This window comes from Vibrio sp. 10N.261.52.C2 (assembly GCF_041471425.1).
In the GTDB taxonomy this organism is placed as follows: Bacteria; Pseudomonadota; Gammaproteobacteria; order Enterobacterales; family Vibrionaceae; genus Vibrio; species Vibrio crassostreae_C.
Genome location: NZ_JBFROH010000060.1, coordinates 1 through 26,537, shown reverse-complemented (window position 1 = coordinate 26,537; position 26,537 = coordinate 1). Strand labels below are relative to the sequence as shown.

Here is a 26,537-nt window from a genome sequence, read left to right as displayed (position 1 = left end):
CTGATTCTAACTAACGATTATACGTCGTAAGTTGTAGAAGCAGTATCGCCGCCTGTACCAGTCCAGTTTGTGTGGAAGAATTCACCACGTGGACGGTCAGTACGCTCGTAAGTGTGAGCACCGAAGTAGTCACGTTGAGCTTGAAGCAAGTTCGCTGGTAGACGTGCAGTTGTGTAACCGTCTAGGAAAGATAGCGCAGAAATCGTACATGGCATTGGGATACCAGACTCTAGAGATTTCGCTGCTACTTTACGCCATGCCACTAGGCTGCCTTGTAGGATGTTTTTGAAGTACTCGTCAGAACCTAGGAACGCGATGTCTGGGTTTGCTTCGTACGCATCACGTATGTTGCCTAGGAATGCAGAACGGATGATACAACCACCACGCCACATTAGCGCTACGTTACCGTAGTTTAGGTCCCAGCCGTTTTCGTTCGACGCTTCACGCATTAGCATGAAACCTTGAGCGTAAGAGATGATCTTAGAAGCCAGTAGAGCTTGACGTAGTGCATCAACCCACTCTTGCTTGTCGCCTTCAACTGGAGTGATTGTCTTCTCAAACAAAGCTTCAGCTTCAACACGTTGGTCTTTAAGAGCAGACAGGCAACGAGAGAATACAGACTCAGAGATCAGTGTTAGTGGGATACCTAGGTCTAGTGCGTTGATACCAGTCCACTTACCCGTACCTTTTTGGCCTGCAGTGTCTAGGATCTTCTCAACTAGCGCTTCACCGTCTTCATCTTTGTAGCCAAGGATGTCAGCAGTGATTTCAACTAGGTAGCTGTCTAGCTCAGTCTTGTTCCAGTCAGCGAATACTGCTTGCATCTCGTCAGCAGACATACCTAGGCCATCTTTCATGAACTGGTATGCTTCAGTGATAAGCTGCATGTCACCGTATTCGATGCCGTTGTGTACCATCTTAACGAAGTGACCAGCACCGTCGTTACCAACCCAGTCACAGCAAGGCTCACCAGCGTCAGTTTTTGCCGAGATACCTTGGAAGATTGGCTTAACCGCTTCCCAAGCTTCAGCCGCACCACCTGGCATGATTGAAGGACCGAAACGAGCACCTTCTTCACCACCAGATACACCAGTACCGATGAAGTGGATGCCTTTCTCACGACAATGCGCTACACGACGGTTAGTGTCTGGGTAGTTAGTGTTACCACCATCAATGATGATGTCGCCTTCGTCTAGAAGTGGGATTAGGTTTTCGATGAACGTGTCTACAACGTCACCAGCACGAACCATAAGCATCACTTTACGTGGCGCTTCTAGCTTCTCAACTAGCTCTTCTAGAGAGTAAGCACCAACAATGTTAGTACCTTTAGCTGGGCCTTCTAGGAACTCGTCTACTTTAGCAGCAGTACGGTTATGAGCCACAACTTTGAAGCCGTGGTCGTTCATGTTTAGGATAAGGTTCTGACCCATTACTGCTAGGCCAATTACACCGATATCACCTTTCATTATTTTATCTCCTTGCGGCTATTCGCACTTATGCGATAGCACTTGCTGCATTTGAATCTAGGAACCACTCTGTTTCGCCAGTTTTAGACTGGATTTTCGCTGCCGGGTAAGGCAGTTCTGAAGCAGGAGTTGTATGAATTTCTTTAACGATCTCAACTTTACCTGCACCCAGTACTAGGTAGCTGATTCGTTTTGCTGCTTCTAAAACTTTCGCTGTTTTAGAAACACGGATTTGACCAGACTCAGGGTGAGAAGCTAATACAGATAGGTTCTCATCTTGGTAGTTGGTTGCACCTGGGAATAGTGAAGCTGTGTGGCCGTCTGCGCCAACACCAAGCAGAATCCAATCGAATACAGGCGTGCCGTTTTCTGTTGGGATTACGTCTGCCATCTCTTTTGCGAAACGCTCTGCTTCTGCTTTTGGTTCATCTTCACCACGGATGCGGTGGATGTTTTCAGCAGGAAGGTTTACTTGAGTAAACTCTTTTAGTTTTGAAAATAAGAGTGCGTTTGCTTCACCGAAATTGCTTTCAGCGTCGTCTGGTACAACGCAACGTTCGTCGCCCCACCAGAAGTGAAGGTTATTCCATTGAATACCTTCCGCGTATGGCGCCTGTGCTAAAAGTTTGAAAAGCATTTTTGGCGTGCTGCCACCAGACAGTGAAATGTGAACAGGTTTGCCCTGCTCACTGTATGCTTTCATTTCATTTGCTAGGTTTTCAACAACCAGTTCAGGCGTTGCAAAGATCTTGTGATTGATCATAGTTCGCAGTAATCCGTGTCTGTTAAGTTTTTGCATGGGAAACGCCATGCGCGGCCATCACGTTGCAGAAGTTCATCTGCTTCCTGTGGGCCCCAAGTACCACAAGCATAGCCAAACAGTGCTTGAGGATCTTGCTTGAAGTCTAAGATTGGTTGAACGTACTTCCAACATGCTTCTACCGCATCGGTACGTGCAAACAGAGTCGCATCACCGTTCAGTGCATCAAGAAGAAGACGCTCATAAGCCGTCAGCATCTGAGTTTCAGGCAAGTCAGAGTAAGAGAAGTTCATTTTCACTTCTTTTGCTTTGAAGCCTGCGCCTGGCTCTTTCAAACCAAAGCTCATCTGGATACCTTCATCCGGTTGGATGCGGATAATCAGCTTGTTCTCTGGTGCATCTTGACCAAATACTGGGTGTGGCGTGTTCTTAAAGTGAATCACGATTTCAGTCACACGTGTTGGTAAGCGTTTACCTGTACGTACGTAGAAAGGAACACCATTCCAACGCCAGTTATTGATGTGAGCTTTCAAGCCGATGTAAGTCTCGGTACGAGAATCATCCGCTACACCATGCTCTTCACGGTAACCTAGTAGGTGCTGACCACGAACATCTGATGCTGTGTACTGACCTAATACTAAGTCTTTACGCAGATCATCTTCTTCTAATGGTTTCAGACACTGAAGCACTTTAACCACTTCATCACGAATAGAATCAGCGTTAATTTGTGCAGGCGGCTCCATACCTACCATCGCTAGCACTTGCAGCAGGTGGTTTTGGAACATGTCGCGAACTGCGCCAGAACCGTCGTAGTATCCGCCACGCTCTTCAACGCCAAGGAACTCAGCACCTGTGATTTCAACGTATTCAATGAAGTTACGGTTCCACAGTGGTTCAAACATCGCGTTTGAGAAACGAAGCACTAGAAGGTTTTGAACCGTCTCTTTACCAAGGTAATGGTCGATACGGTAGATCTGGTGTTCTTGGAAGTGATGATGGATCTCTTCATCCAACGCTTGAGCTGATGCTAAGTCGTAACCAAATGGTTTTTCGATGATCAGACGACGCCAGCCGTTCGATTCATCGTTAAGGCCATGCGCAGCAAGGTTTGCTGGAATCACACCGTATAGGCTTGGCGGGGTTGCCAAGTAGAACAATGTGTTATGGTTTTCGAATTGGTAGTCTTGCTCAAGCTTGTCTAGACGTTGTGCTAAGCGAGCATAGTCGTCTACATCTGAAGTATTGATCGCTTGGTAATGCAGATGTTCAATAAATGCATTCAGCGTCTCTGGTTCAGTTTTTTCCATTTCCTGAAGAGACTTCTTCAGCTTCTCACGGTAAGACTCATCGCTGTACTCAGTACGGCTCACTCCAAGAATCGCAAAGGATTCTGGTAGTTGATTGCTAGCATACAGGTGGTATAGAGCAGGAATTAACTTGCGGTAAGTTAGATCTCCCGACGCACCAAAAATAACGATGCTGCTGTTTTCAGGTATTACCATCATCTTTCCTATAAAAACAAGGTTTTTAGTATTCGCCAAAGGTATCAGCGACATACGAAAATAGATAATAGGTCTTAACTATTACATCAATAGTAAGCGCCTATTAAATTTGAGAATGCGTTTGGTAAACGAGGGTGAAAGCTATCACCTCTATTCGGGACAGTATTGTCTATGACTATTTGATTTACATCAACCACTGTGAAAGCAATCGATTAAATATTGACTCATTTCGAACAAATTCTAATCGATAGTTCCGTTCATTTAACCCACGGGTGAAGCAAATCGGCATTCTCAAACAGTGTAGTCAAGAAAGAACGGTATCTGGTCGGTGGAGTGAGCAATAGGAAAGGGAGAAAAAGGTAAAACCAGCTTATTCAACTGGCTTTATATTTATTTTGATGGTGTCGTGTTTATCTTTGCGCTTTGTTGTAGCAGCGCTCCGGGCGACCTACGGTACCGTAATTTAAGTCTGCGACTAACTCACCAGTGGTAATCAAAAATTCTAAATAGCGTCTGGCGGTGGTTCGGCTAGCACCAATTCGTTCTCCGGCTTCATCGGCGGTAATATTAACGGCATCAGCTTGCTGAAAAATGGCTCTGATCTTATCCAACGTTACGCCATCAATTCCTTTGGGCAAGGTTGATACTTTTCCTGAGTCCGCTTTGGCATTGGCTTGCAGCATCTTATCAACCAAACCTTGGTTCAAATCAGACACGCTTTCGAACTCTTGTAACTGTGACTGATACTTCTTCAGTGCTGCTTCCAAACGAGGAAACATGACTGGTTTTAATAGGTAATCCACCACTCCCCCGCGCATTGCCTGCTGCAGCGTATCCACATCCCGAGCAGCAGTAATCAAGATAACGTCGCAGCCTTGATTGCTCCCTCTTACGTGATTAAGAATATCGAGCCCACACCCGTCCGGCAGGTACACGTCCAATAACACCAAATCAGGTTTTAAGATGTCCAGTTGCATGAGCGCTTCAGACTGTGTGGTGGCAATGCCGACCACGTCAAAGCCACCCATCTGTTCTAAATAACGATGGTGTAGCTCTGCAATCGCAATATCATCTTCAATGACCATGACTCTCGTGATTGCGTTCATTTATGTTCTTCCTTTAACCATGCTTTTTCCGTCACGATGATCTTCACAAGATCGTTTCGTGCTTAATTATTGTTCTTCTTTTGGCAGATAAACCGTCATTCGCGTGCCAAAATCGTGGTTGTCGACCATTTCAAGCTGCCCTTGATATCGGTCTGCCAGCTGCTTTATCAGATACAAACCCACACCACGATTTTGCTTCGCTTTGCTCGATACGCCTTTTTCGGTGAGTGCTTTGGTCGCCAACTCTTTCGGCAAACCGCACCCTTTGTCTTCTACTTCTACGATAATTTCATTACCAAAATCACTGATTGAAACTTCAATAACCCGACGCGCTGGCGCAATTTGACCCTCTTGCTTAATCGCCGTCATGGTGGCGTCAAAGGCGTTATCAATCAGGTTGCCAAGAATTGTGACAACGTCATCCGCGTTTAACCAGCTAGGCAGAGCTTCAAGCCTTGATCCCTCTTCCACTTTAAGCTCTAACCCAATCTCTCGAGCTCGCTCTGTTTTGCCTAAAAGCATGCCTGCAATAAGAGGGTCTTTCACCGTCTCTCTTAAGAACTCAATTAAGCTCTGGTAATGAGCGGTTTCTTGACCAATCAATTGTTGAACAGAGTCCAGCTCGCCCATCTGAATCAAGCCACTAATAGTGTTAAGCTTGTTTTGATGCTCGTGGGTTTGTGAACGCAGTAGATCAGCATATTCTTTGGTTTGTGAGAGCTGGTCTGTTAAATCGTTGATTTCATCTCGTAATCGGAAACTCGATACCGCCCCGACCACCTCACCTGCCACTATAATCGGGCTTCGGTTAGCAATGATTCGCTTATTGTTTAAATACAACTCAACATCGTGGTCGGTGTCGCCGGTTGATAGCAGTTGTTCTAAATCACTGCCTGGCAATACATCAGAAAGGCGCTGTTGATTGAGTGCTTTATCCCTGTCTATCGATAAAATATCGCAGGCACTCTTATTAATTGAACGTAAAATGCCGTGCTTATCGATGCTCAGAATGCCCTCTTTCACGGTACTCATGGTTACATCTAGCTCAACATACAACCGGCCTATCTCTTCAGGCTCAAAGCCCAAAATAGCGCGTTGAAAACGGCGAGATACATAACTCGAAATCAAAGCGTTGACCGCAACCACCAGCAACGCCATCACAATCAAAAAGGCTAAGTAAGGTTCGATTCGATCTTGCAACGAATCCAATAAGTAACCAACTGACACCACACCAATAACGGTACCTTGGGTGTCTTTTACCGCGGATTTACCACGAACTGAAAAACCCAGCGATCCTTTGGCTGTCGACACATAAGACTCGCCCAATACCAATGCTTTTTGGTTATCGCCACCACGCATGGGTTTACCGAGCCTGTCATCATAAGGGTGAATCAGGCGGATACCTTTATCATCTCCAACAACGATAAACGCCGCGCCAATGAGCTGAGTAAGGTTACGAAATTTAACTTGGGTTTCTTCAGACAAAACGTAGGGAACGCCATTAGGGTCCAACGTTCCATTTTCTTGAATAATGCTGGTGACAAGCGGCGATTCAGATAGAAATTCAGCAACACCTAACGCTTTCAAACCCATCTCTTGTTCTTGAGATTGTTTGATGTAGTAAAAACCAGCAGCAGCAAGAATCAAAAGTTCAACGAGGCCAGTGACCGTCATGATAATCAGTAACCTTTTACGGAAACTGATACTGCTCCATTTCATATTCCACCGTCCCTAGTGTTAGACGATCAATGTTAACACCAAGTTAATCGCATGACCTTTCTAGGGGCGTGAATTTGTGACTGCTACTCAACTAAATAATTGAGCAGATTGTTAATTGATAATCCTTTACGTTGTTCATCTCGATTAATCGTTCATTTTTAGGACTGATTAGCTTAAAAACCAAAATAAACGAATAAATATTGAGCTAGATCACTAAGCTTTTAGGTGTTTTTTAGGTTGTTCAAAATAAATACAATTATAATGGTTGCATATGAAGAAGTTTATTGTTGCTAAGCCATAGGTCATGGTTTTCAGACCGCGCTTTGAATCGAAACTTCGATTAACAAAATAGCAACAACCCTTCGCTCGCTGGACGTATCTATAACTAAAAGTTGCACGCTCGCCGTTACGAATGATGAACAAACGGATTAAGTATTCTCCCCTATTCATCCATCGCTATTTCAAACTCGGCTAGCCAGACAACGAAGAGGTGACTGATAAAAGCATCACCCAATAATAAAACATTGATGAGCAGGAAGTATCGATCAGTCAGTGGCAACGTCCAATAGAAACAGGATAACAAACATAACGTATAAACATTGTTGAAAAGGAAACAAGGCAATGAAACGCGATAACTTTGGAATTTGTCTTACTAAGACTATGCTGTTCAAACACTTACAATCGACTTTTACTCACGTAAGAGCCTATGAGAAAGATGGCACCTCCCCTCTCGATCTCAAGGTATTGTTAGCATTCCCGCAAATGTCAGGTAGAGATTTATTACAAACAATGCAAGGTTCAAGACAATTGGTATGGCGCGCCGATCACCATTGTCCTAGCTTTAAATAAGCCACTTCATTTTGTAAAAACACTTCTATACTGAACTTAAAGAGCATGCTTATGCGTGCTTTTTAAGTTTCATTTATCTTTGATATTCACGTCACTCAATCTTATTTACACTTGATTAACGAGTTATGAGAATTTCTATTCATATGAGACAATCTATTCAAGACAAATGACTATCGCCCTGTTAACATTAGAGTTAATACTCTAATTGGTATTTAATGCAGATGACCAAACCAAAATTCCGATACCTTGCGATCGCCAGTATGCTTCTCGGCACTATGGCTTCGCCAGGCTATGCAGCTCCGCTCACTTTTTCTGAAGCGTGGCAAATTCTCCAAGAGAACAACAACTCTCTTGCGGCTCAACAAGCCAACGTTGAACGTTATCAACACCTTCAGAACTCAACAAGTAGCCTCAATCTTCCTTCTATTACCTTAGGGGCTAACTACACGCACCTTGATAGTGATGTGACGATTAATGGTGAACAGTTTTCAGATAGCTTGAGCGGAGTAAACCCTGCTATATCCGCGATTTTGCGCCCTCTAGTTGGTGGCGTTACCTCAACGATTACCGAACAAGACATCTTTAGCTCTTCCATTCGTGCTGTGTGGCCTATCTTCACTGGTGGTCGAATAACCGCTGCGCAAAATGCGGCTGAAGGTAAAAGCGAAGAAGCGCAAAGCCAACTGTTGATGGAGAAACAAGCTCGCTACGAAGACTTAAGTAAGTATTACTTCTCAGTGATCTTAGCGGAAGACGTGGTGAGAACGCGTCAAGCCGTTGAAGCAGGCTTAACTCAGCATCGTGATTTCGCCATCAAGCTTGAACAGCAAGGACAAATCGCCCGAGTAGAACGCCTACAAGCCGATGCTTCTTTAGATAAAGCGATTGTAGAGCGCACGAAAGCTCAGAACGATCTTAAAATTGCGCAATTGGCGTTGACCCAAATCCTTGGTCAAAATGAAAGTGTAGAACCCTCTGAACAACTGTTTATCAATAAGAACCTGCCTCATATGGACGTGTTCATTGACCAGACACTCATGACCTACCCCGGCCTTAAGATTCTTGATGCAAAAGAGAAACAAGCAAGCAGCTTAATTAAAGCCGAGAAAGGTAAATACTACCCAGAGGTTTACCTTTATGGTGATTACAGCCTGTATGAAGATGACTCTCTAGCCAGTGAAATGAAACCCGATTGGTTGGTTGGCATTGGTGTGAATGTGCCACTGCTTGATACCTCTGGCCGTTCCGACAAAGTCGCTGCGGCTCACAGTGCCGTATCACAGGTTCAATTCCTTAAGTCACAAGCTAAGCAAGACTTAACCGTGTTGGTACAAAAGACTTACCTTGAAGCAAACCAAGCCATTGAAGAGGTTCAAGGCCTAAACTCGAGCTTGTCTTTAGCTCAGGAAAACCTATTACTTCGTAAAAAAGCCTTCACACAAGGGTTATCTAACTCATTAGAAGTGGTTGATGCCGAGCTTTATCTTGCGAGCATTAAAACCCAGCAATCTGCTGCTCGCTTCAAATACCTAATCTCTCTCAACAAGCTGTTAGCGCTAACCAGCGAAATGAATGCTTACTCCAGTTACTTAACCTCCTCTGTTCCGTCTGATTTCGACTCAAAAACAGACACCGTTAGCCAGTCAAAAGGATAATTCATGAAACCTATTAAGCCCCTTCTTCTATCTTTAGTTGGTATCGGCGTTATTGGCTGGGTCGGATACAGTTTCTATCAAGCTTATCAACCTCAGCCGGTTAAGCTTCAAGGTCAAATCGATGCGCAGCAATACAGCATCTCATCGAAAGTACCTGGCAGAATTGATGAAATATTCGTGCGCAAAGGCGATTCGGTTGAAAAAGGCGAATTGATCTTCTCTCTACTAAGCCCTGAGATTGATGCGAAGCTAGAGCAAGCAAAAGCTGGTCAGAAAGCCGCTGGTGCATTAGCACAAGAAGCAGAGAATGGCGCGCGTACTCAACAGATCCAAGCGGCTAAAGACCAATGGTTGAAAGCCAAAGCAGCTGCCGATCTGATGGACAAAACCTACCAACGTGTAAACAACCTTTACAACGATGGTGTGGTTGCCGAGCAGAAGCGTGATGAAGCCAAAACACAGTGGCAAGCGGCGAAGTACACCGAAAGCGCTGCATTCCAAATGTATCAATTAGCGCAAGAAGGTGCGCGTGACGAAACCAAAGTGGCCGCCGCTCAAAAAGCGTTAATGGCAGCGGGTGCGGTAGCGGAAGTTGAAGCTTACGCAAAAGACACACAGATCCACAGCTGGTTTAATGGCGAAGTCTCTCAGGTTCTATTGAGCAGTGGAGAACTTGCACCACAAGGCTTCCCTGTTGTGACTGTTATCGACACCAAGGATGCTTGGGCTGTGCTCAATGTTCGTGAAGACATGCTTAAGCATTTCGAGAAAGGCAGCCAGTTTGAGGCGTACCTACCGGCTCTGGATAAATCATTAACTTTCCAAGTAACTCACATCGCCGCAATGGGTGATTTCGCAACTTGGCGCTCAACAGACGCAGCACAAGGCTTCGATTTACGTACTTTTGAAGTAGAAGCGCACCCTGTCGATACGAGCGAAACACTGCGTATGGGCATGAGCCTAGTGGTTGAGCTTTAGGTGACTTATGTCTGCTAACTCTCAATATACTGGATCGCAATCTAGAGGCTCGCAATCAACTGAGCATCATAGAGCGAAGAATACCTTGCTTCGGCAGTGGGCGATTGTCCGCAAAGACAAATGGTTGTTGTCTTGCCTAACTTGGATTCCTTTGCTGCTTGCTGCCAGTATCTGGCTGATTTTTTCACAAGGGATCGCTCGTGACTTACCGGTCGCAGTTGTCGACCTTGAGCACAGTCAAATCTCGCAACAGTTCACACGCCTTGTTGATGCGTCACCAACGCTGCAAGTCACTCAGAAATACAGCTCTGCGAGTGATGCGGCGAAAGCGATGATCGAACGTGATATCTATGGTTATGTTGTGATACCAAGGCACTTCGACCGAGACCTTCTGCTCGGCTTGAATCCGCAAGTGTCTGTATTCTATAACAGCCAATTTATCTTAATCGGTAAGCTGGTGAACTCTGCCTTGCTGCAGGCTCAAGGGACTTTTAACGCGCAACTTGAAGTCGTGAAACAGCTGTCACACGGTGATACCACGGTGCAATCCGCATTAGGCCAAGCAGTAACGGTACAAAGCCAGATCACGCCGCTGTTCAACAAGAACACCAGTTATGCACAGTTCTTGGTGTCTGCGGTTATTCCTGCACTGTGGCAGATCATGATTGTGGTGGGCACGATATTGGTTTTGACGGCGAACGTTAGAGCTCGTGGGCTTCACGCTTGGTTATCCAACGCCCCTATGAAGTCACTCGCATCAACATTAACGCCCTACCTTGTCTTGTTTTTGATGTTTGGTATCGCGTTTAGTTTTTGGTTCTATGTGCTCTTAGACTGGCCATTTAACGGCAGCTTTGTGGCATTGACTATTGCCCAACTGCTAACCGTGATCAGTTGTATCATTATGGGTTGTTTGTTTTTCTTCTTAACACTTGATCCAGCAAGGGCGATGAGTTTCGCTGGCGCATTTACGGCACCAAGCTTTGCGTTCATGGGTATTACCTTTCCAGTAACAGACATGAATACAGCTGCTCAAATTTGGAGAAGCTTATTGCCCGTGAGTCATTACATCGAAGTACAAACGGCGCAGTCTAGTTATGGTGTGAGCGCAGCACAGTCTTTGATCAGCCTCTCTTCTATGTTGTGGTATGCAGTTCCTGCTTTCGTGGTAATGTTGCTAATTAAGAAACACTTGGCGCAATCAACTCTAACTGCACAAGCAGATCCATCTACAAAAGCAGCTATATCTGCAAAAACAACGCCGTCAACACAGCCAGAAGCATCAGCACAACAAGGAGTAAAACGATGAGCTTTACTCAACTGCTCAAGCAAGAACTCTTAGCGGTATTGCGCAACCCTGTCGTGCTTCTTACGGTATTTGGTGGTGTGGTCTTCTATTCCTTCTTGTATCCATTGCCTTACGCGAACCAAGTTCCTCAACAACTGAAAGCTTCGGTTGTGAACTTGGATAAGAGTCAAAGCAGCTATCAATTAGAGCGTATGGTGGATGCCACCTCTCAGATCGAATTGGTCCGTCGAGACTCCACCATCGCCGATGCGAAACAAGCCGTGCTTAACCAAGAGATTGGCGGATTCCTTGTCATTCCAGAAGATTTCTATAAAGACTTGTTGCTCGGTAAGAGCCCGACACTTTCTTACGCTGGTGATGCTTCTTACTTTTTGGTCTACGGAACCATTGTTGAAGGGCTTGCCAAGGCCGGTGGTACGTTAGCTGCGCAAGTTAAGGTCAGCCATTTGTTAGTCGAAGGTGTGCCTTTAGAATCGGCAGCCAAAGGCTACAGTGCATTCAGCTTGAACCTGAAACCAACGTTTAATAGTCGCATGGGATACATCGATTACGTAGTTCCAGCCGTCTTTGTGTTGATCCTGCAACAAACCTTAGCCATGGCTTCTGGTTTAGTTGGCGCGACCCAAAATGCTCAATCGACATTTGGTTACTGGAGTAAGACCTCTCCAGCGAAATTGATGCTTGCCCGCTGTTGTACCTTAGTCGGCATTTATTACCTGTTGTCGATGTACTACTTCGGCGCTAGCTTTTCGATGTATGGGATAAACCAGATCGCCTCAACAACACAGATCTTAACCTTACTTCTGCCCTTCTTACTGGCCAGTTGTTTGATAGGGATTTTGATTGGTGAGTTAGTACCACGAAGAGAACTCGTCACGGTAGTAGTGTTAATCAGTTCAATGCCACTGATCTTCTCTTCAGGTTTTATCTGGCCAGTTGAAATGATGCCTGAATGGTTAGTTCTGTTATCACAGCTATTCCCAAGCACACCGGCTATCCAAGGCTTCTTAGCACTTAATCAGATGGGTGCATCTTGGCAAGAAGTGGCATCTCAATGGACATTACTCTGGGGACAAGTTTTGTTGTGGGGTTCGTTATTGGCACTTAAGCTCTACCACAAATCCAGCAAAAGCACGGTTGGCAATAGCAATAGTGATCGAGCCGTTTAGTTTTATGTGCTATCGGAAAGTAGTCATGCTTTCCGCTCATCAAAAAAGCTCTTATAAAGGGCTTTTTTAATATCCTAAGATCCGAATACACTTTCAGCCTTAGAATGTTTATACACCTCGAAAACATATCGAATACTCGAAATCCCCTACGCGCCCTCTATGTCCCTCCAGCCCATCACTCTGAATTCTCCTTCACCCGACTCTATAGCAGCTACTGCATATGCTTTTCTCAGCATAAAAAGCATCGACTTATTCCCAAATGATGACAAAACCCGAACAACTGTAAATTTATTGTAAAAATTTCTTTGTTGGCATTATTTTTATGTATAGGATTATCAGTAGGACTTGGTAGCCCGAATACCATAGTCTTATTGGTGCACATACCAAAAGGATATCCATACAAAGCAAGATCAGTACTTATATTTATTTCGCTTTTCGACCTAGCTACAGCCGTTTATGTTGCCGTCGAATGAAGTAGATAAACCACTGAGATATACAAATCAAATAGAAAACAAACACAACAGCAACAAACATAATTTATTAAAAAGACAGGGAAAACCATGAAAAACATACGTGAATTATTTTTTGGGTTTATATTATTGTTTAGTTCCAGTGCATTTGCAGAAGAAGGATCATTTAACCAAGCTATCAGCAACTTAAGTCAAAGTGTTGATGGTTTTTTCAACGAATACACAGGTTGGTTCGTTGGGCTGATATTTAAAAGTGTACCGATTGGTGAAGCTAACTTCCCAGTGATTGTTGGCTGGCTGTTGCTCGCTGCGATCATCTTCACTGTTTATTTTGGCTTTGTTCAATTTAAACGTGTCGGCATGGCGATAGACATTATCAAAGGTAAGTATACCGATCCTAACTCTAAAGAGGACGGCGAGGTTTCTCACTTTCAAGCGTTAACAACGGCGCTTTCTGGTACTGTCGGGCTTGGTAACATTGCCGGTGTAGGTGCTGCACTTGCGATTGGTGGCCCTGGCGCGACATTCTGGATGATCTTGTGTGGCCTTCTAGGTATGGCTTCTAAGTTCTGTGAGTGTACTTTAGGTGTGAAATACCGAACTATCCTACCTTCAGGTGTTGTTTCGGGTGGTCCAATGTACTACCTAAGCCAAGGTCTGGGTGAAAGAGGTTTAGGCGGACTAGGTAAAGTGCTCGCTATTGGTTTCGCATTAATGTGTATTTTGGGCGCATTGGGCGGCGGTAACATGTTCCAAGCTAACCAAGCACACGCCATGTTAACTTACGCATTTGATGTACCAAGTGAATACGGTGTGATCACTGGCCTTGTACTTGCTTCTTTAGTTTTCTCTGTGATTGTTGGTGGTATGCCTTCTATCGCATCGGTAACGGAAAAAGTTGTTCCTTGGATGGCTGCTCTGTATATCGGTATGGCTCTGATTGTTATCGGTTCTAACCTTGATCAAGTCGGCCCTGCGTTCAGCGCAATCTTTACAGGTGCATTTACTGGTGAAGGTGTTGTTGGTGGATTTATTGGTGCGTTAATTCAAGGCTTGAAACGTGCAACGTTCTCGAACGAAGCAGGTGTAGGTTCAGCAGCTATCGCTCACTCAGCGGTTAAAACAAAAGAACCAATCACCGAAGGTCTAGTATCACTATTAGAACCGTTCGTTGATACGGTAATCATTTGTACAATGACCGCATTGGTTATCACTATTGCTGGCTTAAACGTAGGTCCATTCGATGGTTCTGGTTTAACGGGCGTAACGCTGACTGCTGCATCGTTTACTGAAACGGCAGAAGTATTCAAATACACACTCGCTCTCGCGGTAATTATGTTTGCGTTTTCTACCATGATCTCTTGGTCGTACTACGGTCTTAAGGCTTGGACTTACCTATTTGGTGAAGGTAAAACAACGGAACTGATTTTCAAAGTGATGTTCTGTGTGTTTGTTGTTATTGGTGCCACGATTCAATTTGGTGCGGTAATCGACTTCTCTGATGCGGCTATCTTTGCGATGTCTATCTTCAACATTCTTGGTCTGTACTTCTTGATGCCAGTTGTGAAGAAAGAACTGCAATCGTTTGTTGCTCGTGTGAAATCAGGCGAAATCAAAACGTATGAGAAATAACGTTTAGTGGAATGAGGTTTTGCTCTAGTAGCTAACTGCATTCTAAGAAACGACACAGCTCTAAAAACGAAACTGTTCTAAAAATTTTTGTAAGACCCTTTGCTTGAGAAAGCGAGAACAGGACTGCAACTTATCCAAAATCCCTACCAGCTTGGCTTGTGGGGATTTTTTATGTCTGAACGATTAGGCGAATAACTACCTTCAATGCCCTGCTCACTCTTTTCACCCTTTTCACTCTGTTCATCATCGTGTTCAACATCGACACGACGAACCAACTCTTCTACTTTGATCATCTCTTTTTGCGCTAATGGCGAGCGACAATCATCGAAACAATAAGCTATGGTGCGGTTCTCACAAAGATACTCTGGCATCACTCCATCCCTTGTCGTCAAAGCAGCCAAATGCGAGCTAGCAATCGACTGCGTGTTCATCCTGAACAACACTATTATGCAGCGACTCTGAGCTGAAAATATGTATGCAAAGTCATTTAATAGACAACAAGTAACATATCATTGTGGATATACGTAACTATTCACAAATATCTAAGCAAACAATGAAAACACGCAAATAATCAATAATGAGAAAGCACCGGCTCTATGCTCTCGACAAACGCAAAACGCCCACATCACGTGTGTGATGTGGGCGTTTCAATATTTAGTGCAAAACTAACGTTAGGTTGGTAAAGCCTTCGGCTTATAGACCCATCTCTTCAGTGAGAGTTTTGATCTGTTTGAGGTCCATGGTGTGGACTTCAATCATTTGTCTTATATCACTCAGTCGAGAGTTAGCGTTATCTTGCTTCTCACACGCGTCAGATTTCGCATCCCATGATGTGCCATCTAAGTAAACATCACACGCTTTCTTAAGAGAACCAAGATTCTGCTCGAGTTGATCTCTTTCTTTCTCAAGTTTTTCAAGTTCTTGAGAAATCTGTAATTCTTTTCGGAAAACTTCACGCGCACGCTCAAACAAAGTCGATTGCATGTCAGCCTGACGATTAAGTTTCTGGTTGTCTTGCTGAGTTTGCTCTAACGTTTGCTTCTGTTCATTTAGCTGTTGCTCTAACGAGTAGTTCGCCTTCTCTAAAACCGAAGACTGCTTCGCTAATTCCTGGAGCTCTTTTTGATGCTCTTCCGTTTGTTTCACTAGAGCGGCTTCTACTTTCGCATCGATTTCGGTATCAACTTTTGCCACTTTAGTTTCAACGGATGTCATCAACTGTGCTCTGCTGTCATGCAGTTCTTGATAACGAGTTTCGAGTACCTGGTAAGTGGACTCCCACTTAGAAGCCGTAACTGTAGAACCAATTAAGCCACCCAGTGCTAAACCTATAACCGCAGCAATGCCGATATAGAGCTGACTGCGCTTATCGCGTTCTTCTATAACAACCACTTCATCTTGTTCGCTTTGTCCAGATTGCTGGTTCACTAGCGGGTACTCCCAAAAATTTATTTAACGTTACGCGGTCACTGACACGAATGCCAATACTGATTGTGAAGGCTCAGTTAAACCTATCGCTCAAGCCAGAAGCACTTAAGCTTTACTAACACATTCATCCCACCTGTTTACAGGCAGGCTTAACGAGTTAACTCCGAAATCATCAAGCTGGCAGTATACAAAAGGAAACTGCTAACGATAACTATCACTACCCATTTTTGCAGTTTTTCGTTTGTCCGGTAACGAAATAGTACAAATGCCAAAGCCAATAAAAAAACAATCGCTATTAGTCGAGTCATAACTCCTCCTTGTTTCTCTATTTTATACCATTTAAATAAGCAAGTTACGTCAGAGACTCGTTGTTTGATCATTTAGTTGAACAACATTTGTGCAAACAGATATTTTGTAGCTGACATCACATTTTATATGATCTAGGATACGCCTACAGATTACCTAATTATTTAGGTAATTGTTCCGATGAAGACTGCAGGAGAGTGGTTTTTAACTAAACATTAACATTTAGTTAGATTGACCCGCCGAAGAAGTAAATCTTTCAGGTGCTTTATGCTGGAGAAATCCAGAAAAGTGAGGACTGTCGTTGGAGGAACCTCTGGAGAGAACCGTTAGATCGGTCGCCGAAGGAGCAAGCTTAGTGCCCGTTACTTATCTATAAGTGATTCGCTAAGTGAAACTCTCAGGCAAAAGGACAGAGGAGTGGAAAGCAACAGCCTTAATTAACACAAGAATTCTATCTAGAAATCCGTATGTATTAAGTAGTGCCCCCGATCCCTGAGATCTGCACTGCCTTCCCTCTTCTCCTTAAATTTTTAATTTATTAAGGGGAATCTATGAACCACCTACAAGCTACACTACAAACCATTAACCAATTCGTTTGGGGACCACCACTGCTTATTCTGCTAGTGGGTACAGGTATCTACTTTACTTTTCGCTTAGGCTTACTCCAGTTTAGACACCTCCCAACTGCACTGAAAATGGTGTTCAGCAAAGACAAATCTGGTACGGGTGACGTATCGAGTTTCGCGGCTTTGTGTACTGCACTTTCAGCAACCATTGGTACAGGTAACATCGTTGGTGTAGCGACCGCAATCAAGATTGGTGGCCCTGGTGCCCTATTCTGGATGTGGCTTGCCGCTGTATTTGGTATGGCGACCAAGTACGCAGAATGTCTACTCGCCGTTAAATACCGCAGAACCGATAGCAATGGCGAAATGGTTGGCGGCCCAATGTACTACCTGCAATACGGTGTCGGCTCACGAATCTTAGCGGTAATGTTCGCTGTCTTCGCGCTCGGCGTTGCTTGCTTCGGTATCGGTACCTTCCCACAAGTCAACGCTATCTTGGACGCAACTCAAATCTCATTTGGCGCTTCGCGTGAGATGTCTGCTGTCGTTCTTACGATATTAGTGGCAGTGGTTACCCTTGGTGGTATCCAATCTATCGCTAAAGTGGCAGGGAAAGTTGTTCCTACTATGGCGGTTATGTACGTCGTCGCGTGTTTAAGCGTTCTGATTTCAAATGCCGACCAACTACTGAATGCCATTACCCTTGTTGTGACTTCTGCGTTTACCAACACAGCAGCAACCGGTGGTTTCTTTGGCGCGAGCATCATGCTTGCTATCCAATCAGGTATCGCTCGTGGTGTGTTCTCGAACGAATCTGGCCTAGGTAGCGCACCAATGGCTGCAGCAGCGGCTAAAACAGACTCATGTGTGAAACAAGGACTTGTCTCTATGACAGGTACCTTCTTCGACACCATCATCATCTGTACGATGACAGGTTTGGCGCTTATCTTAACGGGTGCTTGGCAGACTGATCTTTCAGGCGCTGCGATGACCACTCACGCATTCGCTGTTGGTCTGAATGCAGATACCCTTGGCCCTATGTTGGTTTCTGTTGGCTTAATCTTCTTTGCGTTTACAACAATTTTAGGTTGGAACTACTACGGTGAGCGCTGTGTTGTGTTCTTGCTAGGTACCAAAGCTGTATTGCCTTACAAGATCATCTTCATTGCGTTGGTGGCTTCTGGTGCATTCTTAAAGCTCGACATGATCTGGATAATGGCTGATATCGTGAACGGCCTAATGGCAATTCCGAACCTAATCGGGCTTATCTTGCTGCGCCACGTTGTTATCGAAGAAACCAAGCTATTCTTCAAACCGTTGACGTCTTCAAATGATTGTGAAGCAGTTAAAGCGTAAACTGAAGTGATTGAATACCAAGCCCGCATTCAACTGCGGGCTTTTTTATTTTCATCACATAGCGAAACGTCTTAAATTATTATGCAGCACATATGCCCTTATAAATAACAAGAATATTAAATCGACCACTATGCGATTTAATAAAGAAGATAGAAGACTACTAAAAAGAACACTAATAAAACCAACACTTAATTAGATATTACTTATATTTAACAGATTGTGCGTAGGTGTCAGGCGTTTTGTAACAAACATATTAAATTTCTTTTCGTTTCAACGACACAAAAAACCAGAAGAATAAAACATGTGACTTTAATTCATATATTAGTCAGTTTATAGTCATCTACATTGTAGAGAGAATTATAATAAAAATAAAACGTTGGCTATATGATCAGATTCGACCCGATTAAAAACCGTATTTATAACGATGAACGTTCTATTAAAGTAGGATACCGTGAAACTCGGGTCCTGGAGTTATTACATAAAAACTCACCCGATATTGTTAACAAACAAGATATTATTAGCTTCGCTTGGGGAAACGAGTTCATAGGGGATACGTCACTAGCGAAAAGTATAAGTTTACTGCGCCAAGGGTTCGTTAGATTAGGCATCAAAGAAACCCCAATCGTCACCGTTCCTAAGGTGGGCTATCGCCTTATCGATGAGTGCGTGGTAATCGACTCCCCCATCAATAATGCAGCCACAACTCCCCTTGCTGATGCGAGCAACCTGATACCCGTCGGCAATAACGGTATTGCTATCGGTGCAGCTGTTGCAGTCGAACCTAAGCCTAACCCTAAACAAAGTTCGTCGGCTTACTTTCCCACTGCTGAAAACCGAAACAAGTTGTGCTACTTCACCACTGGCTGCTTACTGTTGGCATCAGCGTTATTGGCTTTTGCTAAGGTTAATGAGAGAAACCTCAGCGATATCAACCCCGTTAACCGGCTCAGCGAGCAATGGATAGGTCAAATACAAGTTTTCCAAGCCCCTGAAATGGCGATGACGCCAGAGCTAGAAAGCATTCTCTATCAGTATCAATGTGATTGCGTGGCGTACATTAGCGAAGAAGCGGAATATTCTGAGCTCTCTATTCTGAACAAAGCCACACGCCAGTCCGTCAACATCTTTTACACGCCAACCCAACTAGATCAAGCCAGTACTGAACTGGCCCTATTCCTAGAAAGAGGTCAATTATGATGCCAATCGTTGCGCTCATTTCTGCATTCGTTTTATTGGTTGGCATATGGAGTATCCCTTCGCCCCAACCAAAAGAAGAGCATCGCTACCAACATAGCGTGGTGGACCTGACAATGTATTACGTACCGACGGATTAACGAAAATAAGTAACAACAAGGTGCTGCACCTGATGTCCGTTCAAGACGACAACATGCCCGACCCACTTGTTCTGCGATTCAGAGGAACAGCCCGTCCTTCTCAATCACTTTTCTTTTCTATTTCTGGCACCATTGACTTAGTCTCTGTGCAAAAAATAAATAAAACAATGAATGACAGCCGATTGGCGCCTTACCTGTTAATCAACAATGACCCATTAACGGTAAAGATTGATATCTTAAGTTCGAATGATTTATTTGCCATCATTAAAACGTGTAATACAGGCCGAACGCAACTTCTGGCCAAACGATAATTAGAGATAGTTTAACCACTAGCCAAAAGTGCCCTATTATCAAGTAGCAAGCTTTTCCGATATTACACATAAAAAACGGATGGTTATTTTCATTATTTTATCAGTAATACAATTATTACAGTCTTCCTTACTTTAAGTGTTTGCATTTTAAAACCGATAGCAAAGCAAAATATTCAAGTTAGATTTTTACTCTTTGTCACTCACTACCTGCCCACCTTAGAACTACGAGTATTGTGAATGGTTATACCTGTTCTTCTAATTAACCATTCATACAAACGCCAAAAATAACGTCAAATAATTTTGACGTCTAAGCCCGAATAATGGGCCTTCATTTTTCTAAAAACGGTTTGAGCCCCATCAAACAATTTACGTTCAGTTGCATACTCTTTCACCGTAAAAACACTAATGACAATACAAGCCATTGAATTAACTGGGTAATTTAATTCAACCCTTTTCAGTATCTATCTATTTATCAACATGAAAAAGTGAACTTGTCTTGTTAACTGCACGGCACACAAAACATTATCAAAATAGAAAAATTACAAATGAGGGAATTGTTAATGATCACAGTAAACAGAAGTCTCTTAGCAACCGCAGTGTTGTCTGTTCTATCAACCGGTGTAAATGCGAAGATTTACCCAGACCAAATAGTGTTTGACCAACTTGGTGAAGATGTCTGTCGCTCTGGTTATCGTCCTATAGACCGTTATGAAGCAGAAGAGCAGAAGAGTACTTTGGTCGCTCGCATGGGCACTTGGCAGATCACCGGGTTAAAAGGAAACTGGGTAATCATGGGGCCGGGTTATCATGGCGAAATTAAGCAATCAAGCAGTGGGTCAACGTTCTGTTACCCAAACAACGACCAATCTGAAATCCCTAACTATTCCGCCAAATCGGTTCAGGAAGGCAGCGAAATCGATGTTCAGTATGAATTAGTGAACAACCGTAACGACTTTGTACGCCCATTAAGCTACTTAGCCCACAACCTAGGTTACGCTTGGGTTGGCGGTAATAACAGTCAGTACGTGGGCGAAGACATGACGATAAAGCGCTCTGGCAACAGTTGGGTAATACAAGGAAATAACAATGGCTCTTGTAGCGGCTATCGCTGTGATGAAAAAACCAAAATCACCGTCGACAATTTTGCCTACACCGTTAACGACGACAACTTTTGGCATGGTGATGTTGTCGAGTCGGATCGTGAACTAGTGAAAACGGTTTACGCGACGGCAAGAAACAACAGCAACATCGCGCAACAAGTGGTGGTAGACCTAAAAGTAGACGAATCAACAAACTGGTCGAAAACGAACAGCTACGGATTCTCACAGAGCGTTCAAACAGAGAACACCTTCAAGTGGCCTTTTGTTGGCGAAACTAAGCTCACCGTTAAGTTCGAGGCTAACCAAAGCTTCGCTGAAACAAATGGCAACTCCACTAGCGAACAAGTAACACTTCAAGCTCGTCCTATGGTTCCTGCGAATTCGGAGCTACCGATTCGAGTTGAGCTGTATCGTTCAAGCATCTCTTACCCGTACCGATTCAACGCCGATATTAGCTACGATGTTGAATTCAACGGCTTCCTTCGTTGGGGTGGCAACGCGTGGCACTCTCATCCAGATAACCGCCCGTACAAGGCTCATACCTTCACCATGGGCCGTGGCAGCAGTGAATCTGCCGACATTCGCTACCAATGGGATCACCGTTACATCCCAGGTGAAAATAAATGGTGGGATTGGGGCTGGGCGATTAAAGAAGCTGGCTTATCAAGCATGCAATACGCGACTGGCGGAAGCTTACGCCCCTTCCACTCTTACGTGTCTGGAGATTTCTACGCTGAATCTCAATTTGCAGGTACTATCGAAATTGGACAAGCAACACCAATTACTAACAATCTACGCAGCAAAAGAAGTACTGATTCCGTCAACGAATCTACTGAGCGCATTGGCGACATCGAAGTTACCACCAACTTTAACGCCGATGAGTTGAGTGACTTAGGTTTCGAAGGTGCTGAGATGAACATTAGCGTCGTTGAATAACTGCGCTTTAGAATAAGATCGGTACAAAGATCTACCAGTAATAAAGCACAAAGCCCACGACACATCGTGGGCTTTCATATATTCATGTTCAACTGAAAACGGTGAACTACACAGGCTCTTCCATCAGAAGCTTAACACCCAGCCCAACCAGCACCATGCCCGTCACGCCTTCCATCCACTTCATAAAACTCGCGTTTTTGAGCAAATTTTTAGCCGAGTTAAGCGCGCCAGCCAAACCACATTGCCATACCATCGCAATCATAAAGTGTACCGAAGCCATCAACATAGATTGCAATAAAGGCGAACCTTCAGGGTTTACAAATTGAGGTAAAAAGGCCAGATAGAAAACTGCTGTTTTTGGGTTAAGAACGTTAGACAGAAAGCCTTCACGCAAAGAACGTTTTGCACTGTAAGCCTGCTGAGCTTGTTCTCCGACCTTCAAACCGCCACCGTTTTTCATCAACGCTCGCAAACTGCTTAAGCCAAGCCAGATGAGGTAAACCGCACCTACCATCTTAACGGCTTGAAAGAGTTCAGCGGATTGGGCGAGGATTGCAGATATACCCACAGCAGAGAAAAACGCGTGTACATACAAGCCGCTACAAATACCAAAGCTCGTCATACAACCGTCAGCTAAGCCAGAGCGGCTAGTATTGCGAATCACCAAAGCCGTATCTAAGCCCGGCGTTAGCGTTAAAATAGTGATGGCAATTAGAAATGCCTCAAAGTTCAAAATATCCATATCATTGTCATTTTTGTTCAGCGATCTATCATCAATACCGTGTATCTGAACAATTCGCAAGCAACAATTGCCACCAGCTATACAACTCACTGATTTTGTGCACAATAGAACAGTTTGATTTGTTAAGAAATAGTAAATTCAAGGCATCGTATCGCCTCATGCTTTTCTCGCTATATCTTCGACTGCGAAGGTCGGCGTCATTAAAAAGCAAAGCCATAATCAAAGTACACGAGATGAACCTTAACGCTGACGCAGCCCTAAGGATCATTTAAAGAAACCAAATTAAGAGTAGTCAAATGAGCGCATTCAAAAAACTAGTCGAACACTCTCAAAAATGTTCACGCTTTCAACACCTAGCTTCTATTTGTGGTTGGGACCAAGCTTCAATGATGCCAGCAGGTGGTAACCAAGCTCGTAGTGAAGCGATGGCCGAGCTTTCTGTTCATATTCACGGCTTAATGACTCAACCACAGCTTGGCGATTGGATTGCAGACGCTGAAAATGAAGCGCTGAACACTGAGCAACAATCGTCACTTCGTGAAATAAAACGCCAGTGGCAACAAGCAAACCTACTTCCAGAAAAACTGGTTGAAGCGAAATCTCTATCGGGTTCAAAATGTGAACATGCGTGGCGTAGCCAACGCGGTAACAACGACTGGGTTGGATTCGAAAAGAACTGGCGTGAAGTGGTTGAGCTTTCTCGTGAAGAAGCGCAGATTCGCGCAGACGCAGCCAATCTAACGCCTTATGATGCGATGCTGGATATTTATGAACCGGGCACCAGCTCTACTTCACTTGATACCCTATTTGCAGACGTTAAAACTTGGCTTCCAGGTTTAATTGATGAAGTGATCGAAAAACAATCGAGCGAGCAATTTAACGCACCATCAGGTATCTATTCGACCGAGAAACAGAAAGCAATGGGTTTAGAAGTCATGAAGCTGCTTCAGTTCGATTTTGAACACGGCCGATTGGATGAAAGTGTTCACCCATTCTGTGGCGGCGTGCCTTCAGACGTGCGTATCACAACACGCTATGACGAAGCGGAATTCGTTCAAAGCTTAATGGGTATTGTGCATGAAACAGGCCACGCACGTTACGAACAAGGCTTACCAAAACACCTAGCAGGACAACCAGCGGGGGAAGCTCGTTCTATGGGCATTCATGAATCTCAATCTTTATTCTTCGAGATGCAAGTCGGCCGCAGCGACCCGTTCATTGGACACTTAGCGAACTTGGCTGGTCAGCAATTCTCAGGCTCAGAATTTGAGAAAGAAAACTTCCAGAAGATCTACACGCGCGTGAAGAAAGACTTCATCCGTGTTGATGCCGATGAACTGACCTACCCTGCACACGTTATCCTGCGTTACGAGATTGAGCGTGACTTGATCAACGGCAAGATCAAACACACTGACGTGCCAGAGTTATGGAATACCAAGATGCAGTCTTACCTTGGTTTAAGCACTCAAGGCAACTTCACTAACGGCTGTATGCAAGACATCCACTGGACAGACGGCGCATTTGGTTACTTCCCATCGTACACATTAGGTGCGATGTACGCGGCGCAGTTCATGGCTTCAATGAAGAAGACGGTAGATATAAACTCTGTGATTGAAAGCGGTGACCTATCCCCTATCTTCACTTGGTTAGAATCAAACATTTGGAGCAAAGGCAGCCTGCTGACCACTGATGACTTGGTGAAAGGTGCAACGGGCGAAACCTTGAATGCGCAATACTTCAAAGACCATTTGAGAAGTCGTTATCTGTAGATAAAACGCCCAACTACATTGAAGGTTTCTACTTGCAGAGCTTGCTGTGTAAGTAGAACCAAGCTGAAAAAGCATAGTACAAGTATTGTAAGTCAAAAGTCACAATTATGGCTGAAGGGTAGCTTTGGTTCTAACTAGAAAAGGGGCACTTCTGAGTTACGAAGTGCCATCTGTGAAGGTTCTGGACATTTCCGAGTTGCGTTTTATCTAATTTAGTAAGTCATGAATTAACAGAAGTAGGGCAACTCGCTTAGTCGAGTGTCCAGTATCACTGGTGCAGATCACTTCATGCTCGCGGCAATGGTTTTTACATCGTGCTTATTACCATTTGCCTCTAGTTCTTTTTGAATACGCCTTGCACCGTCGCGTTCCTTTTTATCATCAAAGACTTCTCGAACTTTGATATCAAGCTGCTTTCGGTGCTCGTTGCGTTGAGTGACTTTATGGCGATTATCAATCCAATAATAAAACCCACTTCGAGAAACCTCAAACACCTTAGCCATACGGACAATCCTATATTGCATCAGGTGTTCGAGCATAAACTCATAGCAATCTACTTTAGATTTTTCGCGAAGTAGGTGGCGGCCTTTTTTACGATATCTAGCTCTTCAGCTTGCTCAGCCAATAACCGTTTGAGTTTGGCATTTTCAGTGGCGAGCTCCCTTTCTCTATCGCTGATTTTCGCATCTTTTTTGACGGCTTTACGCCACCCATAAATTTGAGATTCATACAACGATAGCTGTCGTGCGGCAGCAGCGACACCGACTTTCTCTGCTAACTTAAGTGCTTCGGCTTTAAATTCAGGAGCATGTTTGATTCGTGTTTTCTTAGTTGTCATTGTTCACCTCGTTAGTGATTGTACTCACTTAACTCAGTGTCCAAAACTTATGGTGCGGATCAGTTTGTTGTGATTTTACCCCCAGCCCGTGAAGATAAAGTGACTAAATGGTTGATGTGATACATAGCAATTGTTCACAACTAAAGTTCATAAGGATGGATGACTTTTAGTAGGGAAAATGTTCGCATCCTAAACGATGTAGAGTATTCAATCTAAGTGATTTTGGGGCAGATCTGAGCTAGCAGGCACTTTGCAAGAAAAGCGCCACGAGTAAAGCTTCAGGCTTATGAAGCCTCTGGACATTTCCGTTTTAGCAAGATTGCCAATTAAGCAAAGCATGAATTAAAAGGATAGAAAAAGTCGCTTACGTGATTGTCAGGGATCATTAGACCACTACAACTTCAATTGTCAGTTATAACTAAAACGGCACCTAGCCTTTGAGCAAAAAACCCTATATAACTCATCCCCACCTTCATGCACTCTTACTCGAAAGAAAAAAATACTCTTCCCTCCCTCCTCATACGCGAGAGCTAGCTCAGCATCATCTCTTATCAAACCTTCAGCTACTAAGTGAACTTCTAATGCATCGAGTGCTTTTTCTTCTAAGGCTTTATCGTGAATTGGTTTAAAACCTCCAAATGAAAGGGAAGAAAAAAAAAGAGCAAAAACAAAAAAAACAATTCGCATAACTATTCCTTTTTTATTAGTTCAATACTAATTCCAGTTTAGTAAGAAATTAAGATTGTCGCAGCAGTGAAACTAAATAGATAGCTCTCGTTTCATGCAATTAAAGTCGGAGTTCATCATTCTTATTATGGTAAATGGGTAAATTAGCTACCAAAAACAACCCTCAGACCTCCTCAAACGCTCTCAGCGAGGATTTTGGGCTTGTTCAAGGCTATGCTCATACTACCTTGTATGTGTGTGACTCTTTCAGTGCGATTTACAGAGCAAAAACTAGCGAATTCGTTTGAGTCAAGAACTGTACTCTGCCCCCACTTTTCGTACTTTGTGAGTTAAGTCGCCCCGTTAGCAAGAATTTGGACAGCCGCAACTACCTTAAAATGCAGGTCACATTCTCCACTGGACGGACGGCGCATTCGGTTACTTCCCACCTTACAAATTAGGTGCGATGTACGCGGCTCAGTTCATGGCTTCAATGAAGAAAACAGTGGATGTGAACTCAGTGATTGAAAGCGGTGACCTATCCCCTATCTTCGTAAGCGTGTCATGAAC

General features: G+C 44.0%; 19 protein-coding genes, 3 pseudogenes and 1 riboswitch. Of the genes and pseudogenes, 12 read left to right on the top strand and 10 right to left on the bottom strand.

Annotation, left to right across the window (positions count from 1 at the left end; all coding sequences use genetic code 11):
• Window positions 1-17 precede the first annotated feature (17 nt).
• The 5 genes from gnd to AB4307_RS19855 form a co-directional block, all read right to left on the bottom strand.
• Window positions 18-1,466 carry a decarboxylating NADP(+)-dependent phosphogluconate dehydrogenase gene (gene gnd / locus AB4307_RS19875; protein ID WP_017059712.1) on the bottom strand — a complete coding sequence of 483 codons (1,449 nt, stop codon included), beginning with the start codon at window positions 1,464-1,466 and terminating at the stop codon, window positions 18-20.
• Between the two features lie 28 nt (window positions 1,467-1,494).
• A complete protein-coding gene (pgl, locus tag AB4307_RS19870) occupies window positions 1,495-2,229 on the bottom strand; it encodes a 6-phosphogluconolactonase (RefSeq protein ID WP_017066266.1) in 735 nt (244 codons plus the stop codon).
• On the bottom strand, window positions 2,226-3,728 hold the full coding sequence (gene zwf, locus AB4307_RS19865; RefSeq protein ID WP_017059714.1) for a glucose-6-phosphate dehydrogenase: 1,503 nt from the start codon (window positions 3,726-3,728) through the stop codon (window positions 2,226-2,228). Before zwf ends, pgl begins: the two co-directional genes overlap by 4 nt.
• A gap of 410 nt (window positions 3,729-4,138) precedes the next feature.
• A complete protein-coding gene (locus AB4307_RS19860) occupies window positions 4,139-4,834 on the bottom strand; it encodes a response regulator (RefSeq protein ID WP_017059715.1) in 696 nt (231 codons plus the stop codon).
• Window positions 4,835-4,900: 66 nt separating this feature from the next.
• The gene (locus AB4307_RS19855; RefSeq protein WP_032545674.1) at window positions 4,901-6,553 is read right to left on the bottom strand and encodes an ATP-binding protein; all 1,653 of its coding nucleotides are present in this window, start codon (window positions 6,551-6,553) and stop codon (window positions 4,901-4,903) included.
• Between the two features lie 621 nt (window positions 6,554-7,174).
• Between AB4307_RS19855 and AB4307_RS19850 the strand changes: the two genes are divergently transcribed.
• From AB4307_RS19850 to AB4307_RS19825, 6 genes are all read left to right on the top strand, one after another.
• A complete protein-coding gene (locus tag AB4307_RS19850; RefSeq protein WP_009846577.1) occupies window positions 7,175-7,402 on the top strand; it encodes a hypothetical protein in 228 nt (75 codons plus the stop codon).
• Between the two features lie 215 nt (window positions 7,403-7,617).
• Window positions 7,618-9,057, top strand: coding sequence for a TolC family protein (locus tag AB4307_RS19845; RefSeq protein WP_017063805.1), 1,440 nt, complete (start codon window positions 7,618-7,620; stop codon window positions 9,055-9,057).
• 3 nt (window positions 9,058-9,060) lie between these two features.
• Entirely contained in the window at window positions 9,061-10,035 is a 975-nt protein-coding gene (locus AB4307_RS19840) for an HlyD family secretion protein (RefSeq protein ID WP_372133155.1), read from the top strand.
• A gap of 7 nt (window positions 10,036-10,042) precedes the next feature.
• The gene (locus AB4307_RS19835) at window positions 10,043-11,344 is read left to right on the top strand and encodes an ABC transporter permease (protein WP_065583586.1); all 1,302 of its coding nucleotides are present in this window, start codon (window positions 10,043-10,045) and stop codon (window positions 11,342-11,344) included.
• On the top strand, window positions 11,341-12,513 hold the full coding sequence (locus tag AB4307_RS19830) for an ABC transporter permease (RefSeq protein WP_372133153.1): 1,173 nt from the start codon (window positions 11,341-11,343) through the stop codon (window positions 12,511-12,513). The genes AB4307_RS19835 and AB4307_RS19830 overlap by 4 nt, the downstream gene beginning before the upstream one ends.
• 560 nt (window positions 12,514-13,073) lie before the next feature.
• On the top strand, window positions 13,074-14,615 hold the full coding sequence (locus tag AB4307_RS19825; RefSeq protein ID WP_017059723.1) for an alanine/glycine:cation symporter family protein: 1,542 nt from the start codon (window positions 13,074-13,076) through the stop codon (window positions 14,613-14,615).
• A 143-nt stretch (window positions 14,616-14,758) separates the two neighbouring features.
• On the opposite strand, the gene AB4307_RS19820 is transcribed toward AB4307_RS19825, so the two are convergent.
• Both AB4307_RS19820 and AB4307_RS19815 read right to left on the bottom strand, forming a co-directional pair.
• On the bottom strand, window positions 14,759-14,986 hold the full coding sequence (locus tag AB4307_RS19820; RefSeq protein ID WP_372133150.1) for a hypothetical protein: 228 nt from the start codon (window positions 14,984-14,986) through the stop codon (window positions 14,759-14,761).
• 322 nt (window positions 14,987-15,308) lie between these two features.
• Window positions 15,309-16,043: a chromosome segregation ATPase gene (locus AB4307_RS19815; RefSeq protein WP_017059725.1), complete on the bottom strand. Its 735-nt coding sequence runs from the start codon at window positions 16,041-16,043 to the stop codon at window positions 15,309-15,311.
• A gap of 609 nt (window positions 16,044-16,652) precedes the next feature.
• Window positions 16,653-16,772: riboswitch (glycine riboswitch) on the top strand.
• Between the two features lie 128 nt (window positions 16,773-16,900).
• On the opposite strand from AB4307_RS19815, the gene AB4307_RS19810 reads away from it, so the two are divergent.
• From AB4307_RS19810 to AB4307_RS19795, 4 genes and pseudogenes are all read left to right on the top strand, one after another.
• Window positions 16,901-18,271 (top strand): alanine/glycine:cation symporter family protein, encoded by a 1,371-nt coding sequence (locus AB4307_RS19810; RefSeq protein ID WP_017059726.1) that lies wholly within the window; start codon window positions 16,901-16,903, stop codon window positions 18,269-18,271.
• A gap of 384 nt (window positions 18,272-18,655) precedes the next feature.
• On the top strand, window positions 18,656-19,468 hold the full coding sequence (locus AB4307_RS19805) for a winged helix-turn-helix domain-containing protein (protein ID WP_017066273.1): 813 nt from the start codon (window positions 18,656-18,658) through the stop codon (window positions 19,466-19,468).
• Window positions 19,465-19,916 (top strand): annotated as a pseudogene (locus tag AB4307_RS19800) (hypothetical protein). The gene AB4307_RS19805 and the pseudogene AB4307_RS19800 overlap by 4 nt, the downstream one beginning before the upstream one ends.
• Window positions 19,917-20,476: 560 nt before the next feature.
• A complete protein-coding gene (locus AB4307_RS19795; RefSeq protein WP_372133147.1) occupies window positions 20,477-21,952 on the top strand; it encodes an aerolysin family beta-barrel pore-forming toxin in 1,476 nt (491 codons plus the stop codon).
• Between the two features lie 106 nt (window positions 21,953-22,058).
• On the opposite strand, the gene AB4307_RS19790 is transcribed toward AB4307_RS19795, so the two are convergent.
• The gene (locus AB4307_RS19790) at window positions 22,059-22,694 is read right to left on the bottom strand and encodes a LysE family translocator (RefSeq protein WP_017058961.1); all 636 of its coding nucleotides are present in this window, start codon (window positions 22,692-22,694) and stop codon (window positions 22,059-22,061) included.
• A gap of 296 nt (window positions 22,695-22,990) precedes the next feature.
• On the opposite strand from AB4307_RS19790, the gene AB4307_RS19785 reads away from it, so the two are divergent.
• Window positions 22,991-24,463 (top strand): carboxypeptidase M32, encoded by a 1,473-nt coding sequence (locus tag AB4307_RS19785; RefSeq protein ID WP_372133144.1) that lies wholly within the window; start codon window positions 22,991-22,993, stop codon window positions 24,461-24,463.
• Window positions 24,464-24,747: 284 nt separating this feature from the next.
• Here the strand turns inward: AB4307_RS19785 and AB4307_RS19780 are convergent.
• Together AB4307_RS19780 and AB4307_RS19775 are read right to left on the bottom strand one after the other, a co-directional pair.
• Window positions 24,748-25,301: pseudogene (locus tag AB4307_RS19780) on the bottom strand (transposase); the annotation flags it as partial.
• Window positions 25,302-25,709: 408 nt separating this feature from the next.
• Entirely contained in the window at window positions 25,710-25,988 is a 279-nt protein-coding gene (locus tag AB4307_RS19775) for a hypothetical protein (protein ID WP_102321458.1), read from the bottom strand.
• A gap of 391 nt (window positions 25,989-26,379) precedes the next feature.
• Here AB4307_RS19775 and AB4307_RS19770 point away from each other — a divergent pair.
• A pseudogene (locus tag AB4307_RS19770) lies at window positions 26,380-26,520 on the top strand (hypothetical protein); the annotation flags it as partial.
• Window positions 26,521-26,537 lie beyond the last annotated feature (17 nt).

What these genes read in the sequence shown, in the direction of transcription:
- gnd (WP_017059712.1), bottom strand. Translation starts at nt 1,466, where the DNA reads ATGAAAGGTGATATCGGTGTAATTGGCCTAGCAGTAATGGGTCAGAAC.
- pgl (WP_017066266.1), bottom strand. Translation starts at nt 2,229, where the DNA reads ATGATCAATCACAAGATCTTTGCAACGCCTGAACTGGTTGTTGAAAAC.
- zwf (WP_017059714.1), bottom strand. Translation starts at nt 3,728, where the DNA reads ATGGTAATACCTGAAAACAGCAGCATCGTTATTTTTGGTGCGTCGGGA.
- AB4307_RS19860 (WP_017059715.1), bottom strand. Translation starts at nt 4,834, where the DNA reads ATGAACGCAATCACGAGAGTCATGGTCATTGAAGATGATATTGCGATT.
- AB4307_RS19855 (WP_032545674.1), bottom strand. Translation starts at nt 6,553, where the DNA reads ATGAAATGGAGCAGTATCAGTTTCCGTAAAAGGTTACTGATTATCATG.
- AB4307_RS19850 (WP_009846577.1), top strand. Translation starts at nt 7,175, where the DNA reads ATGAAACGCGATAACTTTGGAATTTGTCTTACTAAGACTATGCTGTTC.
- AB4307_RS19845 (WP_017063805.1), top strand. Translation starts at nt 7,618, where the DNA reads ATGCAGATGACCAAACCAAAATTCCGATACCTTGCGATCGCCAGTATG.
- AB4307_RS19840 (WP_372133155.1), top strand. Translation starts at nt 9,061, where the DNA reads ATGAAACCTATTAAGCCCCTTCTTCTATCTTTAGTTGGTATCGGCGTT.
- AB4307_RS19835 (WP_065583586.1), top strand. Translation starts at nt 10,043, where the DNA reads ATGTCTGCTAACTCTCAATATACTGGATCGCAATCTAGAGGCTCGCAA.
- AB4307_RS19830 (WP_372133153.1), top strand. Translation starts at nt 11,341, where the DNA reads ATGAGCTTTACTCAACTGCTCAAGCAAGAACTCTTAGCGGTATTGCGC.
- AB4307_RS19825 (WP_017059723.1), top strand. Translation starts at nt 13,074, where the DNA reads ATGAAAAACATACGTGAATTATTTTTTGGGTTTATATTATTGTTTAGT.
- AB4307_RS19820 (WP_372133150.1), bottom strand. Translation starts at nt 14,986, where the DNA reads ATGCCAGAGTATCTTTGTGAGAACCGCACCATAGCTTATTGTTTCGAT.
- AB4307_RS19810 (WP_017059726.1), top strand. Translation starts at nt 16,901, where the DNA reads ATGAACCACCTACAAGCTACACTACAAACCATTAACCAATTCGTTTGG.
- AB4307_RS19805 (WP_017066273.1), top strand. Translation starts at nt 18,656, where the DNA reads ATGATCAGATTCGACCCGATTAAAAACCGTATTTATAACGATGAACGT.
- AB4307_RS19795 (WP_372133147.1), top strand. Translation starts at nt 20,477, where the DNA reads ATGATCACAGTAAACAGAAGTCTCTTAGCAACCGCAGTGTTGTCTGTT.
- AB4307_RS19790 (WP_017058961.1), bottom strand. Translation starts at nt 22,694, where the DNA reads ATGGATATTTTGAACTTTGAGGCATTTCTAATTGCCATCACTATTTTA.
- AB4307_RS19785 (WP_372133144.1), top strand. Translation starts at nt 22,991, where the DNA reads ATGAGCGCATTCAAAAAACTAGTCGAACACTCTCAAAAATGTTCACGC.
- AB4307_RS19775 (WP_102321458.1), bottom strand. Translation starts at nt 25,988, where the DNA reads ATGCGAATTGTTTTTTTTGTTTTTGCTCTTTTTTTTTCTTCCCTTTCA.